The organism is Pseudomonas sp. NFR16 (assembly GCF_900108875.1).
In the GTDB taxonomy this organism is placed as follows: Bacteria; Pseudomonadota; Gammaproteobacteria; order Pseudomonadales; family Pseudomonadaceae; genus Aquipseudomonas.
Genome location: NZ_FNYJ01000001.1, coordinates 712,889 through 731,318 on the forward strand (window position 1 = coordinate 712,889; position 18,430 = coordinate 731,318).

Consider the following 18,430-nt stretch of genomic DNA (forward strand, 5'->3'; position numbering starts at 1 on the left):
ATCATGACTCATCGACGGCCTGTACAGGGTCCAGCACCTGAGGCCTGAGTGATGAGGCGCGGCAATCGACCTGAACCCAGTGTTCGCCGCCTTCGTCGTTAAGCTTCAGCAGGTTGTCATCCAGAGGCTGACCGTCGCGGATCATCGAGGTCGAGTCCGAGCTGCCCTGGCGGACGTCAAAATGATAAAGGGCGTTTTTGACGCGGTAGTGCAGGATAAAACCGGGCCAGCCAACAGGAATGAGCGGTTCGAGCCTCAAGGTCAGGCCTACACGTTGTAAACCCAGCAGCGACTCGACGATCAAGCGGTACATCCAGCCAGCGGAACCTGTGTACCAGGTCCAGCCGCCACGCCCGGCATGGGGTGCGGTGCCGTACACATCGGCAGCCATGACATAAGGCTCTACCTTGTAGGCGTCGATCCGCGCCTGGTTGGCAGGGGCGGCAGGGTTGATCAGGTTGAGTACTTCCCAGGCTTTGCTGGCATCCCCCAGTTGGGCGAAAGCCATCCCTGCCCAGACCGCCGCATGGGTGTACTGACCGCCGTTCTCCCGCACGCCGGGCACATAGCCCTTGATGTAGCCGGGTTCCAGAACGCCCTTGTCGAAAGGAGGGTCAAGCAGCAGCACCGCGCGGATATCCCGCTTTATCAAATGTTCGTCCAGTGACGCCATGGCCTGGCGTTGTCGCGTCAGCGACGCGGCGCCCGACAGCACTGACCAGCTCTGCGCGATCGAGTCGATGCGGCATTCTTCGTTGCTTGCCGAGCCGAGCAACTGGCCGTTGTCGAACCAGGCGCGGCGATACCAGGCGCCGTCCCAGGCGTGCTGATCGAGGTCACGCCGCAGCGCATGCGCTTCTTCGTTGCATCGATTGGCAAACGCCTGATCGCCGTGCAGGCGTGCCGTCTCAGTGAACTGCTCCAAAACCTCATAACCGAAAAACCCCAGCCAGACACTTTCACCCTCGCCCAGATGACCGACTTGATTCATGCCATCGTTCCAGTCGCCGCTGCCCATCAGTGGCAAGCCGTGACGACCCCGTCGCAGGCTGTGTTTGACGGCGCGCACGCAATGCTGATACAGCGACTCCTGCAAGGCCGACGTCCCTGGGAGGTCGTAATAGGACTCTTCATTTGGAGCAAGCGGGCGTCCTTCCAGATAGCCTGCCGTTTCGTTGAGTACACCGGCGTCGCCAGTCACTTTGACATAGCGACTGGTGGCGGCGACCAGCCACAGGAAATCATCAGAACACGCAGTGCGCACCCCACGGTTCATCGGTGGGTGCCACCAGTGCTGAACGTCGCCCTCGACGTATTGATGCCCGGCACACAGCAACAGGTGCGCGCGAACGGCGGCGGGATCGGCGTGAATCATCGCCATGCTGTCTTGCAGTTGGTCGCGAAAGCCAATGGCGCCGCCGGACTGGTAGTAGCCGCTGCGAGCCTGGAAGCGACAGGCAATGACCTGATACATCAGCCAGCCGTTGACCATGACATCTACCGATGGCGCGCAGGTCTCGATGCGAATGACGCCCAGCACCGAACGCCAGTGCTCGCGGACTTTCTTGAGTTCCGCCGCGGCGGCCTGACTGCCCCTGAAGCGTTGTACGGTCTGGCTCGCCGCCTGCGTCGAGGTGTCTGCACCCAGGCGCAGGATGACTTCCTGGTCATGGCCTTCAGCCAGCTCGACTGATACTTGCAACGCCCCGCAAGGGTCCAGCCCACCACCCACCCGGCCTGATAACCCCGCGTGAGCCATGGCCGCGGGCGAGGCGAGCGTTCCGCTGCGGCCCAGGAATTCGGTGCGGTCAGCGCTGACGCCGTGCTCGACGGTGTCGGTGTCGAAAAACGCCACCCTTTCTGAAAACTCCAGTGAATAGGCATTGCGGGCGAAAAGGGCACCTGTCACCGGATCTGACTGGGTGACCACGTGCATGGCCGACTTGCTGCGCAGATCCCCCAGCACCCATTCCACAAAGCCTGTCACCGACAGCGTGCGGGCGCGCCCGGAGCGGTTGGTCAGCAACAAGCGAGAAAACTTGATGGGGGCGTCCAGGGCCACGTAGATCCACAACTCACTGTGAATGCCGTCTTCTTCATGTTCAAACACGCTGTAACCGAAGCCATGTCGCGTGCGATACGGGCCAACGCCCGGGCAGGGTTGTGGCGTTGGCGACCAGAAATGCCCGGTCTCTTCATCGCGCAGATAGATGGCTTCGCCACTGCAATCAGTGACCGGATCGTTGTGCCAGGGACTCAGACGAAACTCATGGGCGTTCTCAGCCCAGGTGTAGGCACTGCCCGCTTGCGAGATCACGGTGCCCAAACGCGCGTTGGCCAGCACGTTGGCCCAGGGCGCAGGCGTGGGGTGCGCAGCCAGACCGGTGATGATGTATTCGCTGCCATCGGCGCTGAAACCGCCATAGGCATTGCTCAGTACCAATGGCGAATGGCTGGGCATGGCCGAGCTCGACGTCGCCTGGTACTGCCGGGTGGCCACGAACGGCGCATGCACCGGTGAAACCCTGCGCCGATGAACCTGCTCGGCCAGGGTGCCGAAGCCTTCGCTCAGAACCAGCCGGGCCACGGACAGCACCAACATACGGTCGTCCGCCGATATCTGCTGGGCGGGGCGCACGAAGATGCCGCCCGGACGATCCAGCAGCGTCGCTTCGCTGCCCGACGTGATCAAGCCCATGATTGCGTCCTGCAACTGCTGCCGATAGCCCGCCTGATCCTCGTTCCAGATCAGCAGATCCACCACCAGCCCCTTTTGCCGCCAATAGGCGTGGGCCTGCACCAGTTGCCGGACCAGCTCGATGTTTTCCAGGCTGTAGATCTGCAACAGCACGATAGGCAGATCGCCTGAAATCGCCTGCCCCCAGAGCCCTGACTGATTGCGTCGGTTGGCGATCAGGACGGCCGCGTCGGCGCGCATCGAGGTGTTGGCGTAGAGTAAGGAGGACGCCATTTGCTCGAACAGCCGGGCGTCGGGCAACGACCCGTTGAGCTGGCGCAGCAGCACTTGGCTGTGGGTCCAGGACAGGTCGAACACACGATCGGCCAAGTGGCGGTCGCGGTATTTGTTGATCAGCGACAGGCAGTCGTCGCGGCTGTTGGCGACACCGGTCACCAGATCGATGGTCGCTTGCTGGCCGGGTCGCAGCGTGACCCGGCAGCGGATGGCGACCACCGGGTCGAGTACCCGGCCAGCGGTGTTCGACAGCCGCACGCAGCCGGCATCCAGGGCCTGGGGCGAGACCAGGCTGCGTGCTCGCCCAATGAACTCCATGCGGTCCGTCTCATAGGAAATGTCGTCGATGTCGACCCCGTGCGCCGCCAGTAAATGGCACATCCAGGGCGTCGGTTCATCGCGGGCACGCGGCCTGCGACTGCAGACAATGGCTTGCAGCGAGGGCAGCAGCTCAGTCTGCACGAACAGTTTGCTGAACGCCGGGTGCATGGCGTCATTGCTCGACGCAGTGAGCACCATTTCGGCGTAGGTGGTGATCTCCAGTGTCTTGGCGAACGCTGCGCGGTTGGTGAGGTGCAATCGTCGCAGTTCGATGTCGTCTTCAGGTGAGACGACGATCTCCAGATGGGTGTCGAAATCCAGATTTCGCGCCCTGAACTCGGCCCGGGAGTCGCTGAAAATGGTTTCGTGGCTTTCAGGCTGATACAGGGTGGGTTGATAGGCCGCTGACCAGACTGTGGCGGTCTCGACATCACGCAGGTAGCAGAACATGCCCCAATTGTCTTGGGTGGTGTCTTCCTGCCAGCGAGTGACCGCCATGTCATGGCGACGGCTGTAACCGCCGCCACCACTGGTCAGCATCACGTGGTAGCGACCATTGGACAGCAATTGGACGGCCGGACGTTTGCGGCCTGGGTCGGCAAATACTCGTAGGCCCGGGTCTTGGCCACTGTCACCGAGCGGCGGCGATTGCTCGGTTTTCAGATAGGGCGCGGCGGCCTTGGGTACGCGTTCCTGCAACAGCAACAGCGCGGATTGCAGCGCCGGGTCCGCTGCAAAACGCCGTTGCATGGGATGATCCAGCAGCAGGCTGGTCAAGGCCAGCAGACTCATGCCCTGATGGTGAGCCATGAACGACTGGACCACAGCGAACGGCTGGCTGCGGGGTAAACGCGCTTCGGTGTAGTCCACCGCTTCATACATGCCGAAACGCCCCGACGCCCCCTGCAAGGCCAGGCGCTGCAGGTTCTTGCAGGCAGCGCTGGCATCGATCATCAGCGCCAGCGCGCTGGCGTAGGGGGCGATCACGATGTCGTCGCTCAGCCCGCGTTTGAGGCCCAGACCCTGAACGCCAAAAGCCCGGTACTGATAATTCAGATGCGCATCGAGGGTGTAGTAGCCCGATTCCGACACGCCCCAGGGAATGCCCAGGGCCTTGCCGTGTTCGATCTGGACCGCCACGGCGGCGCGACAGGTCTGGTCCAGCAGACTGCCGTCGTAGCTGGGCATGATCAGCATCGGCATCAGGTATTCGAACATCGAGCCGGACCATGACAGCAGCGTCGGCACCCCCGCGTTTTCGCCCAGCAACCTGCCGAGGGTGAACCAGGCGCGCTGGGGCATTTGTCCCTGGGCGATGGTCACGTAATTGGTCAGCCGTACTTCAGAGGCCAACAGGTCGTAATAGCCAGTGTCGAGTCGACGCTCGTCAGTGTTGTAACCGATGACAAACAGGTCACGCGGGCTGTCGTAGAGCAACGAGAAGTCCATCTGCGCCATTTCACCTGCGAGCGATATCAGGCGGTCCAGAAGGTTCAGCCGCTCCGTGGCGACGCGACGTACCTGCTCGATGTCGCTTCGCCGCCCGACATCCCATTGCGCGGTGTCCAGGCTTGCCAGTTGGCGCAGGGTATAAGGGGAGACCTGCGGGCCGGCCAGTGGCGCGGGCAGTCGAAAGCGTTGCAGTTCTTCAGTCCAGTCGACGCACTGAGCGATGAAGGCTTGTTGCCAATAGACGCTCTCTTCATCGTTCCCCAGTTGAGCGCTTGAAACCATGCCTCGAGCGGTGTGCAACAGGTCCGCCAAGGCGTCCGGATCAAGCGTTTGCGAGGCGCGCTCAAGTTCTTTTCTCAGCTGATTGAGTGGGGAATCCTCGGCCTCGCTGGCGTGTCGCGCCTGGGTCAAGGTATCCAGCGTGTCGCGCAGACCGTTGATCACGGCCAGTCCGCCCATCGGGGCGTCGGCGATTTGTGCCAGGCCCGCGCGCAGGGTCAACAACAGCCCGGCCAGGTTACCGCTGTCCACCGTCGAGACATAGCGTGGCTGCAGAGGCTCGCGCGTCTGCGTGTCGTACCAGTTGTAGAAATGCTGCCGATGCCGTTCAAGGCCATTCATGCTGTCCAGCGATGCGGCCAGTCGTGTCAGCAGACGTTCGCTGCTCAGATACCCGAAGTCATGGGCGGCCAGGTGGCCGAGCAACGACATGCCCATGTTGGTCGGTGAGGTGCGATGGGCAATGGCGGCCCTGGGGGCTTCCTGCACATTGTCAGGCGGCAGCCAGCTGTCTTGCGACCCGACGTACTGGTCGAAGAAGGCCCAGGTCCGGCGGGCCAGCACGCGCAAGAAACGCAGGTCCTGCTCCGACGGTTTGAACACCGACTCCCCGGCAGGCGAACTGAGCCGCCAGGCCATCCACGGACCTGCCAGCCATGCCAGCAGCAGGGGGCTGGCGATGATCAGGGTCAGCGGCGTATCGAGCAGCAGCGCGACAGTGATCAGTGCCAGCGTCGGAGCGATCCACATCAACCGATAAAAACCCGGCAACCGGCTCTGGGTCATGCGCTCGACTTCCCGCGAGGGCTGCCACTGCAACAGCAGCCGCCTGCTGAAACCGAGCCGCCACAGCGAGCGCAGGATTGCGTCGGTGCTGTACAGCATCTCGAAGGGCAACCAGGCCAGCGCCAGGCAGACGCGGGCAAGTTCTTGCCCAAGATCCCCCATCAGCGCCACAAGGTGTTGCCGGTAGGGCACACCGGCGGGTGGCTGCATCAGTTCGGTCGTGGCGCGAAGCACCGGCTGAACCACCAGCAAGCCGACGACCGTCAGCGTCCAACCCAGCGGCTCACTGCTGGCGAGCCACGCCCACGCCAGCATCATCAACGTCGACAGCGGCTCCAGGCTGCGCCGCAGGTTGTCGAGAATCTTCCAGCGCGCCATGACGCTGAGCCGATTGAGCATCCACGCGCCGGTCGCGTTGCGGGTCCAGGGCAAGACCCATGGCAGCAACTGCCAGTCTCCGCGAATCCAGCGATGCCGACGTTTGACATCGGCGTTGTAGCCCGAAGGGTATTGTTCATACAGCTGCACATCACTGAGCAGGCCCGAGCGCGCATAGCAGCCTTCGATCAGGTCGTGGCTGAGGATCTGGTTATTGGGCAGGCAACCTTCGAGCGCGCAGGTGAACGCGTCCACGTCATAGATGCCTTTGCCGATGAAAGAGCCTTGCTGGAACAGGTCCTGGTAGACGTCCGACACCGCCCGGGTATAGGGGTCGACACCCGCGTCGCTGCCGAAAAGTCGTGCATAGGTCGAGCGCGTGACGCTGGTCAGGCTGATACCCACCCGGGGCTGCAACACCGCATAGCCGGCAATGATTTGTTCGCCCATGGCATCGAAGACCGGTTTGTTCAGCGGGTGCATCATGGCGGCCACGCATTGGCTTGCGGCGTCACGGGGCAGCAGGGTGTCGGTGTCCAGGGTGATCACGTAGCGGGCACTTTGCAGCGGGGTGATGTCGCCGACAATGGCGTTAAAGCGCTCCCGCCCACTGCCACGCAGCAGCGCGTTGAGTTCAATCAGCTTGCCGCGCTTGCGTTCATGGCCCATCCAGACTCGCTCGCCCGGATTCCAGCGACGAGGCCGGTGCAGCAGGAAGAACCGGTCAGTGATCCCATCAGGGTATTTGCGGTTGAGCTGGGTGATTGCACCCGAGGCCCGGGCGATCAGCTCGGCGTCCTGCGGCAGAGACTCTTCAGCGGCATCGAGCAGGTCAGTGAGCAAGGCGAAGTACAGGTTGCTGTCGCGGTTGGCGAGAAAGCGCACCTCAAGGCCCTCCACCAACTCATCCACATCGGCGAGATGTGCGATGAGCGTAGGGATGACCACCAGCGTTCGAGCATCGTCGGGGATCCCTTGGGCGTAGTCCATTTTTGGCAAGACGGCAGGCTGCAGGCTGAAGGTTACCAGCCAGTTGATCAGGCTGATCGCCAGGCGGCTGACCATGATCATGCAAGGAATCGCCAGGACCAGCAGCGCCACATCCGGCATGCCGTCGCGATGCGCGGATGAAAGTAGCGGCCACGCAAAGATCAGCGTCAGCAGCGACACCGGAGCCAGGTAAAAGATGAGCGGTGAGCGCTGCAACAGGCGTTTCCAGCGCTCATGAATCGGCACCCGGGCGTTGAGTCTTTCTTCCAATAGGGGCAGTCCGTCGCTGATCAGGTAATAGCCGACATGGTGCGTCAGAACCTCGCAAGAGACCGCCGCTGCCTGAGCCGCGGCAAGGTCGATCGCGACGCGTGCCACCTGAATTTCCGAGTGCTGCGTACAGCGCCGGGCAAGGCGTTCGATGACATGCCGATAGCTGTCGCGGGTGCGAAAGCCCATCGTCCGGTAAACCGCTGCGGGGTCTTCACTCAGGATCTGTTCGACATGACTCATCGACTCGACAAACTCCCGCCAGTCCGTGGCGGATAATAATCGCAAGCTGCCTATGCTGTTACTGATGGAGACCTGATCGGCCGCCTGTTGCTGGGCATCGAGCTGAACCTGACGCTCGATGCTGGAGCCTTTTTCCCCCAGCATCTGCTCGATCCAGTTAAGGGGTAACGCCAATGCAGCACTCTGACCTTGCAAGCGTCGGGTGAATTCGGCGACGAAAGCCGCGGTCATCGGCGGGGTAGACCGGGCCATGTCGGCGACGGTCAGCACCACGCTCTTGACATCGCGTTCCGAAGTTTCGATCAGACGCTCGGCCCAGTCATCGGCCAGGTTACGATCGTCCGCGTTGGCCATCACCCGAGAGGCGACGCGGCGCAGGTTTTCGATCAGCGCCAGTCGCAACATGATCGGGATCGCCCACAGCTCGCCGAGGGCCAGCGGCATGACGGTCTGATACGAGAAGATGAAGCGGCTCAGGCCCTGTCCGTCGACCCGCCCGTCGCCATGGGAGATCGTTTCCAGAGCAATGTCGTAGACCCGCGGAAGCCCCGCAGAAGGCCCGTTTATCAGGCGCGGTAATTCTCGGCTGTAATCTTTGGGCAGATGGGTTCTGGCGGTGCGAATGTGCTCCTCGATCAGGAAGTAATTGTCCAGCAGCCATTCGGCCGCTGGAGTGACACGACGGCTGGAGACCTGCGCCTCGGACAGCACCGTGCAACTGCGTTTAAGCAGAGACTCGTTGTCGTCGAGCCTGCTCAGCATCGCGTCGCGCGCCGAAAGGGCGCTCAGCTGATGCTGTCTCGCCAGGGTGATGCCATGGCTGGCCATCTGATCGGCGCTGAAGAGCTCGGCGCGCAGAATCGGTTCGTATTTGAACCGAGCGGGGGAAAGCGACCCGTTCCGGTAAATCCCGGACAAGCGAGCAACCACTCCCCGTACACGTGTCCATGTGCTATTCATCAGTTGTGAGCCTGAGACGCGTGGCTGTCATCGCGCGAGTTTTTCAGAGGTGCGCCGATGTAGCCCGTCAGCGCCTGGCAGCGCTTTTCCACACGCCGCTGTGCAGCGCTGAGTGTGGCGATAGGCGGGCAGGTGCGTCTGTGCGCTGGCGAACATAGGGGAGGGCAGGATCCAACCTGGCGATCCCGGCGGGGCCAAGGGTAATCCGGTCGCCGTTCTGCCGGGCTATCACATCTGAGTGGCTGCTATTGGCCGAATGCAATTAGCCCATGGTCGGCCGCTTCCGACCCAAAATAGCCCTTCGTGAAGGGCAGGTTCTTGCACGGCCTACGACTTACCTAGGGCAGTTGGATGGGTACATCGATCAATCCACTTTCTTGCTCTCGGGCGGGTTGCTCGACTTTGCCTGCGGGGTTTCGCGGAACTCCTTCCAAGCTAGGGTTTAACAAGAATGACTTAACGGTACCTGAAATTCAGCAAAACATATCCGATCATGGTGAATGTTAGACCGATCAATATGTACTCGACACGAGGCAGAAATATAGCTAGGCCACCTAGAGAAAAAACGATTACCGTGTTTTCAATAATGTATTTCCTAATTTTAGGGACGGCTATGAAGTAGCCATATTGCTTGCCTAAGAAAAATAAGACCATGCCGATGACTGACATCATTTGGAAATCATGTATCGCAATGTCGTTCAAGATTGCGTGCCTGATCAAATTGGCCAGGAGGGCCAGTCCTATAAACAGGAAAAGGTGCGAGTAGATTAAGGAGTGCCCACTCATGCTGCTTTCATTTTTGCTCAGCAGGTAAAAGCTATCAAAATAGATCCACCATATACTGCAAATCATGATAAATCCGGTGATTGCCGCCATTACATTATAAGGATTCCATTGAATGTCAGATAACCCTCCAGAAAGGCTGATCACTGACTCGCCCAACAAGATGAGGGTGAGTAAGCCTAATCGTTCAACCAAGTGTTCTGTATGCGCTGGCAGAGGTTTTAATTTGCTCCAGGAAAAAACAGGAAGCAGAATATCAAGAAAAATCCCAAGGTAAGCCACCATGTAACGCATGGGCGGGTCAAAAATAACGGATGAAAGACTGACAGCTGAGCTTAGTAAAAGGGCGAAGCCGAGCCTGGAGGCGAATTCGCTACGGTCGTCGACAGTATTTATGGTCGTGATGTACATGATGCTGATGATGGCACGTATACCGACATAGCAGGTTATAACAAGCGGGTAGTATACTTCCAGTTTTTCGCCAATCCGTGCGGACAGCACGATGAGTAATAACATTATGAATAATGTTGACAGGCGGTGGAGATGGCCGTCTGTATCAAACCTGTTGGAGTAAATAGTGTGGCTTGACCAGATCCACCATAATGGAACAAAGAGCAGCAAGAAACTCCATAATTGCTCATGTTCAAAGTGGCCTTGATGAAGATGTCCGAGCGTATGCGTCACCTTGCCAATGGTAACGACAAAAATCAGGTCAAAAAACAACTCCAGCCATGTGGCGTGTCGATTTTTTTCATAATACTTCAAAGATTTCATTCGCTGCTGGCTCCGCGTGCACCTAGAAGTGTTCATTGCCTGAACCTTGATAGATGAGTGGTTGAGGCGTGCTCAGCGGGATACAACGTGCCCGGCGGGATAACTCAATCCACCAGCAGTGGATTCACAAAAGAAACGAAGCCTTTATTTCAGCCTGAACCTAAGTGTTTTCGGCCGCCAGACGTTGAAATTTCGCATTTAGAAGCACGACGAAGTCCTCCGTGTCTTCGCGGTATTGGATTGAGGGCCAAGCGTGTAGCAGATCGGCTGGATGCTCCCCGGCTCACCAGTGACTATAGCCGTGTTTGGCGCTAACCGTAGTCGCCGGACGAATTTTCGACATTCTCCAAGGCCAGCAGCACTTCGTACACGTATCTTGCTGCTAGTCGTTCGGGCAGAGGGCGATCACATCGGCGGAATGGTCGTGGTCCTTTCACCGCCAAACGGCGTCAATCTGACACTGCTTTTTATGTCACCTCTGAGCCTTTCTTCAGCGGGGCGGAGTTGCCTACAGTGCGCGACCGACGCACGAGTGGACAGTGATCGGCCGCCCACTAATTCTGGCTCTCTGTAGACCGGACGACCTCGAGAGTCTTCAGGAACCACCATGAATACTCGTCCCGATTTTCACAGCAATACGTTCCCAGAGTCGCAACGTGACATTCTCGGCATGATCGCAAGTGACCAACATCTGGACGAAATACTTTGCGCCATCTGCCAGATGCAAAACGCCCAGAGACCCGACACGTTCTGTTCCATTCTCCTCACTGACGCCGAGGGCAAGCACTTGCTGAGCGGCGCGGCGCCCGGCCTGCCGGCCAAGTACAGTGAGGCGATTCATGGAATGGCGATCGGTCCACGGGAAGGCACCTGCGGCACGGCAGCGTTCCGGCGCGAAATGGTGGTCACTGAAGACATCGCTCAAGATCCGAATTGGGAGCGTTTCCGCAGCCTGGCGCTTGGGCATAACTTGCATTCCTGCTGGTCGGTGCCTTTGCTCTCCCATGAAGGCAGCGTATTGGGCACATTTGCCCTGTATCAGAATCGCACCCATACGCCAGACGAATTACAGATTCAACAACTTGCCTGCGCCGCCCAACTGGCAGTCATCGCAATCCGCCATGAGCGTGACGGTCAGCGCCTGGAGGAGAGCGAGCAACGCTTTCGTTCACTGTTCACCTATAACCCCAACCCGGTGTTCGCGCTCGATCTACTCGGCAACATCCAGAGTGTGAATCCCGCAGGCCTGAAGCTTAAGCCGCAGACTGCAACCCAGTTCATTGGCCATCACTTTTCCCGTCTGGTGCCTGAGGAAGACCTGATGCGGGTCAGTCAGCATTTTTCCGCAGCGCGTGCCGGAGCCCCTCAACGCTTTGAGGCACGGCTTCGAGACGAGAATGAAAAACTATTGACCATGGACATTTCAAACCTGCCCATCATGGTCAACGGCGAGATCGTTGGTGTGTTTGGCATTGCCCGTGACATCAGCGATCAGAAGCATTTCGAGCGCCAGTTGAGTTTCAACGCCAGCCATGACCAGCTGACCGGCTTGCTTAACCGTGTGTCGCTTGAAGACCAGCTTATTCTGGATTGTCACCTCAGCCGTCTGCGAAAGCGGCTGCTGGCGGTAATGTGCATTGATCTGGATGGATTCAAATCCATCAATGATTCTATCGGGCACTACTTTGGCGATCAGGTGCTGATTGAGGTAGCGCGACGCATGGCAGAGCAGGTTAGGCCCGGTGACACGATCGTGCGCATGGGCGGTGACGAATTCATCGTTCTGCTGCCGGACCTGTTGCGTGATGAGGACGTCGTGCCAGTGGCCGAGCGATTGATGGCCAGCATTGCCAGACCCTACTGCATCCAGGGCATCGACCTGCACGTGAGCGCAAGTGTCGGTATCACCCTGAGCGATGGTCACCTTGAGCAGCCGATGCAGTTGATCCAACAGGCTGACATGGCCATGTACAAAGCCAAACAACAAGGGCGCAACAATTTTCAGTGGTACACCAGCGACCTGAATCAGCGTGTTTGCGAGCACGCCAGGCTGCGCAATGACCTGCAAAAGGCTATCGAGACTCAGTCGTTACAGCTGCATTATCAACCGCAGATCGACGCACGTACCGGGCGTGTGGTCGGGATCGAAGCGTTGCTGCGCTGGGAGCATCCGGAAAAGGGATTTATCCCCCCAGCGGTGTTTGTTCCGGTGGCCGAGGACAGTGGTCAGATCATCCCGCTTAGCCATTGGGTGCTCGATACGGCCTGCGCTCAGTTGCGCCAGCTGGACGAGCAGGGCAATTCGGGCATCTCGATGGCCGTCAATATTTCACCAATGCATTTTCAGCGTGGCCATTTCGTGCAGTATGTCCAGGCCACGCTGGATAAACACGGTCTGCGAGGTGAACAACTGGAGCTGGAGATCACCGAGTCGCTGCTGTTGCATAACGCTGAACAGGCGATCGAGACGTTGCACCGGCTCAAGGCTTTGGGGGTGCGCATTGCACTCGATGACTTCGGCACCGGTTTTTCCAGCCTCAGCTACCTCAAGCGTTTGCCGATCGATAAGATCAAGATCGACCGTTCGTTCATCCGGGAAGTCGCTACCGATCATCACGATGCAGCAATCACCCAGGGCATTATTTCCATGGCCCACCACCTCAGCCTCATTGTCGTCGCCGAAGGCGTGGAAACGGCATCCCAAATGGAATTTCTGAAAGGCAGTCGCTGCGATATTTTTCAGGGTTATCACTTCGCCAGACCGATGCCGTTTGCCGCCCTCGAAGCGTTCCTGAGCCATCCAGAGTTTCATCGCTGACCGGCCGTTCGGTTGGTCTGCGTCTTGAACATCGGATGCTGAGGGAAAGGGCGCCGCCGTCGAGTAAATGGGCTGGGTGCAGCTAATGACGGGTAACGACGCAGTCCGGCGTCCGCTTCTGGCCGTTTGCTCTGCCGGCGGAATGACTCGACGCTATCTTCCATCCTCACGACACTGGAGCTTGCTGGCAAGTCGGCAAATATCCCGTTGGGCTTACTGGAAAGCATGGCGCATGATGACCTGGTCATAACAAGAGGAGACACGTCATGGTCAACGTAGCGTTGTTCGTTCGTCTCGAAGCAAAACCCGGGAAAGAGAAAGAGGTTGAGGGCTTTTTAATGAGTGGTCTTGCAATCGTGGCGGAGGAGCCAGCCACCACGGCCTGGTTCGCCATCCGCTTGGGACCTTCCACCTTTGGCATCTTTGACGCCTTCCCGGATGAAGCAGGCCGACAGGCTCATCTTTCGGGCAAGGTCGCCGCCGCGCTTATGGCAAAGGCTGCCGAGCTGTTTGCCGAACCGCCGTCAATCGAGAAGGTTGACGTGCTTGCGGCTAAGCTGCCCGGCTAAGCAAGCCCGACAAGGCTCCAACCCGTCCCTGCCGCCTTTTTGCAGCCTCAGGGACGCGGCTGAGTCTGGACGTTACCGCGGGTCTCTTTTCGGCGGGCAGGTGCCTACAGCGACTATAGTCATTGGTGCGTCAGATCAAATCAGCCGTTGCGCTGCCAACCTGGCCTCAACCCCCACTCCGCGAAAGCACGGCGGATCGCCTCGTGCTCGTAATGCGGCCATACCCTCGCAGCGGAAGGCACTCAGGCTTGTCTCGAGGCCTCTTCGCCATTCTGAACCCCTTGACGGTGGATGAAATTACCCCGCCGGGCGAGTCGTATCCGGCTGTACAGAACCCACCCCACCTATCAGGGCTCAAGCAATGAACACTTCAGCATTGGATGATGCAAAAGAAACGACCGACCGCCTGCTTCAAGGACCACTTCCAGCCGGCACTGTCGCCCCCGATTTCTCCCTGTACGCAACGCCCGATCAGCGGCTGTCCCTGCACGAGCTAAAGGGAAGTCCCGTAATATTGGCGTTCTACCCCGCTGACTGGAGCTCGGTGTGTGGCGACCAACTGACCTTGTACAACCAGGTGCTTCCCACCTTCAGAGAGTACGGCGCGACGCTGCTGGGTATTTCCGTCGACAGCGCATGGTGTCATCAGGCCTTCGTCAAAGATCGTGGGTTTCACTTCAGCCTGCTTGCCGATTTCGAGCCCAAAGGAGCGGTGGCGCGACAGTATGGCGTGTACGATTCCCACCTTGGAGTGTGTAAGCGTGCGTTGTTCGTGATTGACAAGGAGGGGGTGGTCGCCTGGAGCTACGTTTCACCGATGGCAATCAATCCTGGAGCGGACGGCATTCTGGATGCGCTGGATGCTCTGGCAGAGTCCCCACACAGCACGCCCGCCAACAACCAGTAGGTGATCACATGGCCACTCTCAAAGTCCCGGTAACTGCAAACGACCATCGCCAGGGAAGGGCGGATGCCAAGGTCACACTGGTGGAATATGGCGACTACGAATGCCCCTATTGCGGTTTGGCGTACTGGGTCGTCAAGCAGCTGCAGCAGCATTTTGGCGAGGATCTGTTGCTTGTGTTTCGCAACTTTCCACTGACCACTGCTCACCCGCATGCGCTGGGCGCAGCTGTCACCGCTGAATATGCCGGGAGTCGAGGATTCTTCTGGGAGGCCCACGACGAGTTGTATGAAAATCAGGATCGATTGGGCGTGCCGCTGTATGGCGCCATCGCACTGAGACACGGCCTTTCCAGCGATGAACTCGTTGTTGCGATGCAAACCGATATCTATCTGCCCAAAATACAATCCGATTTCAATGGCGGCGTACGTAGCGGGGTAAACGGCACGCCTGCGTTCTACATCGACGGGCTTCGCTATGACGGGCCTCCCGAGGTCACCGAGATGAGTCAGGCGATTGAGCTTTCCTCAATGCGTGGACTCAATCGCTAGCTAGCGCCTGGGTTGATAGCTAACGACAGGCTGTTTATTCACACGAAATGTCTAGACGTCGTTCGTCGGTAATCAAGTAGCCGTGGCGCGCTGTCATGAGATCGCGACTATGTTGATCGGGTGGCATCGTTTCTCAAAGCTGCCATTCCCTCCCACGTCATCGTCTTCCCGACCAAGCTCAACGTATTGCTGGTCTCATGCCCCTGTTTCCTGAGCATCGTTCAGGGCACGTAGATCCATCTGTATGAGTCCGTGTTATCCATTTTGGAGACAACTCATCATGGCTACTCTCTGTGAAATATGTAACGCCAGACCGGCTGTCGCGCGAGTGACCGTGTCGCAAAATGGTCAGGCCAGAACAATGTCCATTTGCGACCACGACTACCGTCAACTTTTACGCCATCAAAGCATGTTGAACCCCTTCGACTCTTTGCTGGGCGGTGGCGTGTCCCGCTTTTTCGACAACATGGGCGGAGCAGCGGATCAGGGGGGTAATGACTTAAGGCTCTCTGCGCATGTGCCTCGCGAATCAGTCGACGCAACCGACGCATTCAGTTCCCAGACGCTGGAAATCCTGCAACGCGCTGGGGAGAAAGCCCATGAGTTCAACCGCAGCGAGCTCGACACTGAGCATCTGTTGTATGTGCTTGCCGATACCGACATAGGCACAGCGTTGCTCAAGGAATTGAAGCTTTCTGCGGACGACATCAAAGGCTACATCGATCAACACGCTCAAAGGGGTGCTGCGCAGGCTCCGGTCGATCAGATGAGCATCTCGCCTCGACTGAAAAAAGCGTTCAATTTTGCGTTCCAGGCATCTCGTGATTTAGGGCACTCGTATGTTGGCCCCGAGCATCTGTTGATCGGGCTTTCCTCGGTGTCCGAAAGCATTGCCGGAACGCTGCTAAAAAAATACGGCGTGACCCCTGAAGCCTTGCGGCAGAAGGTGGTCAAGGTGGTGGGTAAGGGGGCTGAGGACGGGAGAGTCGATACCCCCACGGGAACACCGACACTCGACAAGTTCGGTCGCGACCTGACGTCATTGGCTCGTGAGGGCAAGCTGGATCCCGTATTGGGCCGCGCGCTGGAAATCGAAAACACCATCGAGGTGCTGGCCCGCCGCAGGAAGAACAATCCGGTCCTGATCGGCGAACCCGGCGTCGGCAAGACAGCCATCGTTGAAGGGCTTGCACAGCGCATAGTTAAGGGCGATGTCCCGGAAATCCTGCGTGGCAGACGGCTCGTTGAAGTCAATCTGAACTCAATGGTCGCGGGCTCCAAATACCGTGGCGAATTTGAGGAGCGCGCCAAGCAACTGCTCGATGAAGTGGCTGCAAAGAGCTCGGAGCTGATTCTGTTCATCGACGAGCTGCATACGATCGTTGGCGCGGGGCAGGGAGGTGAAGAGGGCGGCTTGGACATTGCCAACGTATTGAAACCCGCACTGGCACGCGGGGAGCTCAGTCTGATCGGTGCGACGACGCTCAATGAGTACCAAAAGCACATCGAAAAAGATGCGGCGCTCGAAAGACGTTTTCAGCCCGTCCTGATATCCGAGCCCACCGTAGAACAGACCATCATTATCCTGCGTGGGCTGCGCGACAAGCTTGAGGCACACCATCAGGTGACGTTCGCCGACGAAGCATTCGTGGCAGCCGCGGAGCTGTCGGATCGTTACATCACCTCGCGCTTTCTGCCGGACAAGGCCATTGACCTGATCGACCAGGCTGCGGCCCGCGTGCGCATCAGCGCCTCCTCAAGGCCCGCTGGCATTCAGGAGCTGGAAGCAGAAATCACCCAGCTCAAACGCGAACAGGACTATTCATCCTCGCGTAAACGCTTCGATGAATCCAAAGGCTTCGAAGAGCGCATCGGTCAAAAACAAGCCCAATTGGGAGAGGAGACAGAAGCCTGGGAGCGCAAAACGGGTTCCGAAACCCTTGAGGTGACCCTTGAGTCGATTGCCGAAGTACTGTCCCGTCTGACCGGTATTCCGGTAACCGAACTCACCCAGGAAGAGCGTCAGAAGCTGCTGAATATGGAAGACACTTTGCGTGATCGGCTGGTCGGGCAGGAAGATGCTGTGCTTGCGGTCAGCGATGCGGTTCGTTTGTCTCGCGCCGGCCTTGGACAAGCCAACAGACCCATTGCCACGTTTCTCTTTCTTGGTCCAACCGGCGTAGGCAAAACCGAGTTGGCCAAGGCGTTGGCAGAGACGGTGTTTGGTGACGAGCAATCGATCGTTCGCATCGATATGTCGGAGTACATGGAGCGTCATGCGGTTGCCCGGTTGATCGGTGCGCCACCCGGTTACGTCGGATACGACGAAGGCGGTCAGTTGACAGAGCGCGTCCGCCGCAAGCCCTACAGCGTGATTTTGCTCGACGAGATTGAGAAGGCGCATCCCGATGTGAGCAACGTATTGCTGCAGGTGTTCGATGATGGTCGTCTCACGGACGGCAAGGGACGAGTTGTGGACTTCAGCAACACGATCATCATCGCCACCAGCAATCTAGGCTCTCCCGTCATCATGCAGAATCTTGAGCGACCAGAAGATGAACGCCTTACGGATAAAGCGTTACGAGATGAGTTGATGGGCGTCTTGAAAGGGCATTTTCGTCCCGAATTCCTGAACCGCATCGACGACATCATCGTGTTCCATGCCCTTACTCGGGACAACATCCGATCGATTGTGGGCATTCAGCTTGATCGGGTCATTCGAACCGCGGCTGCGCAGAACATCACGGTGAAAGTGGCTGACACCCTCATTGATCATCTGGCGGATGTTGGTTATCAGCCCGAGTTTGGCGCGCGAGAGTTGAAGCGTCAGATTCGCCAGACCCTCGAAACGCGGCTCGCGAAGGAAATGCTCGCTGGCAAACTCCAGGCAGGCGACAGCGTTGAACTGGGTTACGACAAAGCTCGTGACGTAGTGCTGTTCGATAAGCTGGATGCGCCAAACGCCTCAGCAAACATGAGTCCGCCCGACCAGCCTGATGATCGCGTGTCGATCGCGGGGACAGGGACTTAGCTGAACCTGCTCCCGTCATCGGGTAGCTGGGCTGTGGATGACGTCGTGCAATGAAGCACTGGGTCCTCGGATGTCTGGACGAGCCCGGCAGACGAAGATGCGTTCTTGATGCAGGCTCAGGAGGTGCCTGGTCCTGAAGGTCCATTGATGGCACAGGGCGGCGAAATTGCGTTTGTGCCATTGCCATGCGCTCAAACTCAGGGTCATCAGTACCGAAGTCACGCCAGCATGACGGCTATCTTGGTGCTCTCCATGGCGCTGGAACAGCGCCAGCCTGGCAGGCTTCGCCTTCGGTTGAACGCAACTCATGGTCACCCAGCCGTAGATCACATCGGCCGGGCGTGGCG

At 58.7% G+C, this 18,430-nt stretch carries 7 protein-coding genes; 5 read left to right on the forward strand and 2 right to left on the reverse strand.

From position 1 onward, the window contains the following. Position 1: 1 nt before the first annotated feature. Positions 2-8,653 (reverse strand): glycoside hydrolase family 94 protein, encoded by an 8,652-nt coding sequence (locus BMZ10_RS03200; RefSeq protein ID WP_093458596.1) that lies wholly within the window; start codon positions 8,651-8,653, stop codon positions 2-4. 456 nt (positions 8,654-9,109) lie between these two features. Beyond that, positions 9,110-10,210, reverse strand: a complete 1,101-nt coding sequence (locus BMZ10_RS03205) for a low temperature requirement protein A (RefSeq protein WP_093458597.1) — start codon at positions 10,208-10,210, stop codon at positions 9,110-9,112. 607 nt (positions 10,211-10,817) lie between these two features. Here BMZ10_RS03205 and BMZ10_RS03210 point away from each other — a divergent pair. The 5 genes from BMZ10_RS03210 to BMZ10_RS03230 all read left to right on the forward strand — a co-directional run bounded on the left by BMZ10_RS03210 (position 10,818) and on the right by BMZ10_RS03230 (position 18,083). Further along, complete coding sequence (locus BMZ10_RS03210) at positions 10,818-13,028, forward strand: putative bifunctional diguanylate cyclase/phosphodiesterase (protein ID WP_093458598.1); 2,211 nt, start codon at positions 10,818-10,820, stop codon at positions 13,026-13,028. Between the two features lie 266 nt (positions 13,029-13,294). Continuing rightward, positions 13,295-13,597, forward strand: coding sequence for a putative quinol monooxygenase (locus BMZ10_RS03215; RefSeq protein WP_093458599.1), 303 nt, complete (start codon positions 13,295-13,297; stop codon positions 13,595-13,597). 361 nt (positions 13,598-13,958) lie between these two features. Continuing rightward, entirely contained in the window at positions 13,959-14,504 is a 546-nt protein-coding gene (locus BMZ10_RS03220; protein WP_093458600.1) for a redoxin domain-containing protein, read from the forward strand. A gap of 8 nt (positions 14,505-14,512) precedes the next feature. Beyond that, on the forward strand, positions 14,513-15,052 hold the full coding sequence (locus BMZ10_RS03225) for a DsbA family protein (RefSeq protein ID WP_092408324.1): 540 nt from the start codon (positions 14,513-14,515) through the stop codon (positions 15,050-15,052). Between the two features lie 277 nt (positions 15,053-15,329). Next, positions 15,330-18,083, forward strand: a complete 2,754-nt coding sequence (locus tag BMZ10_RS03230; RefSeq protein WP_371265939.1) for an ATP-dependent Clp protease ATP-binding subunit — start codon at positions 15,330-15,332, stop codon at positions 18,081-18,083. Positions 18,084-18,430: the final 347 nt, after the last annotated feature.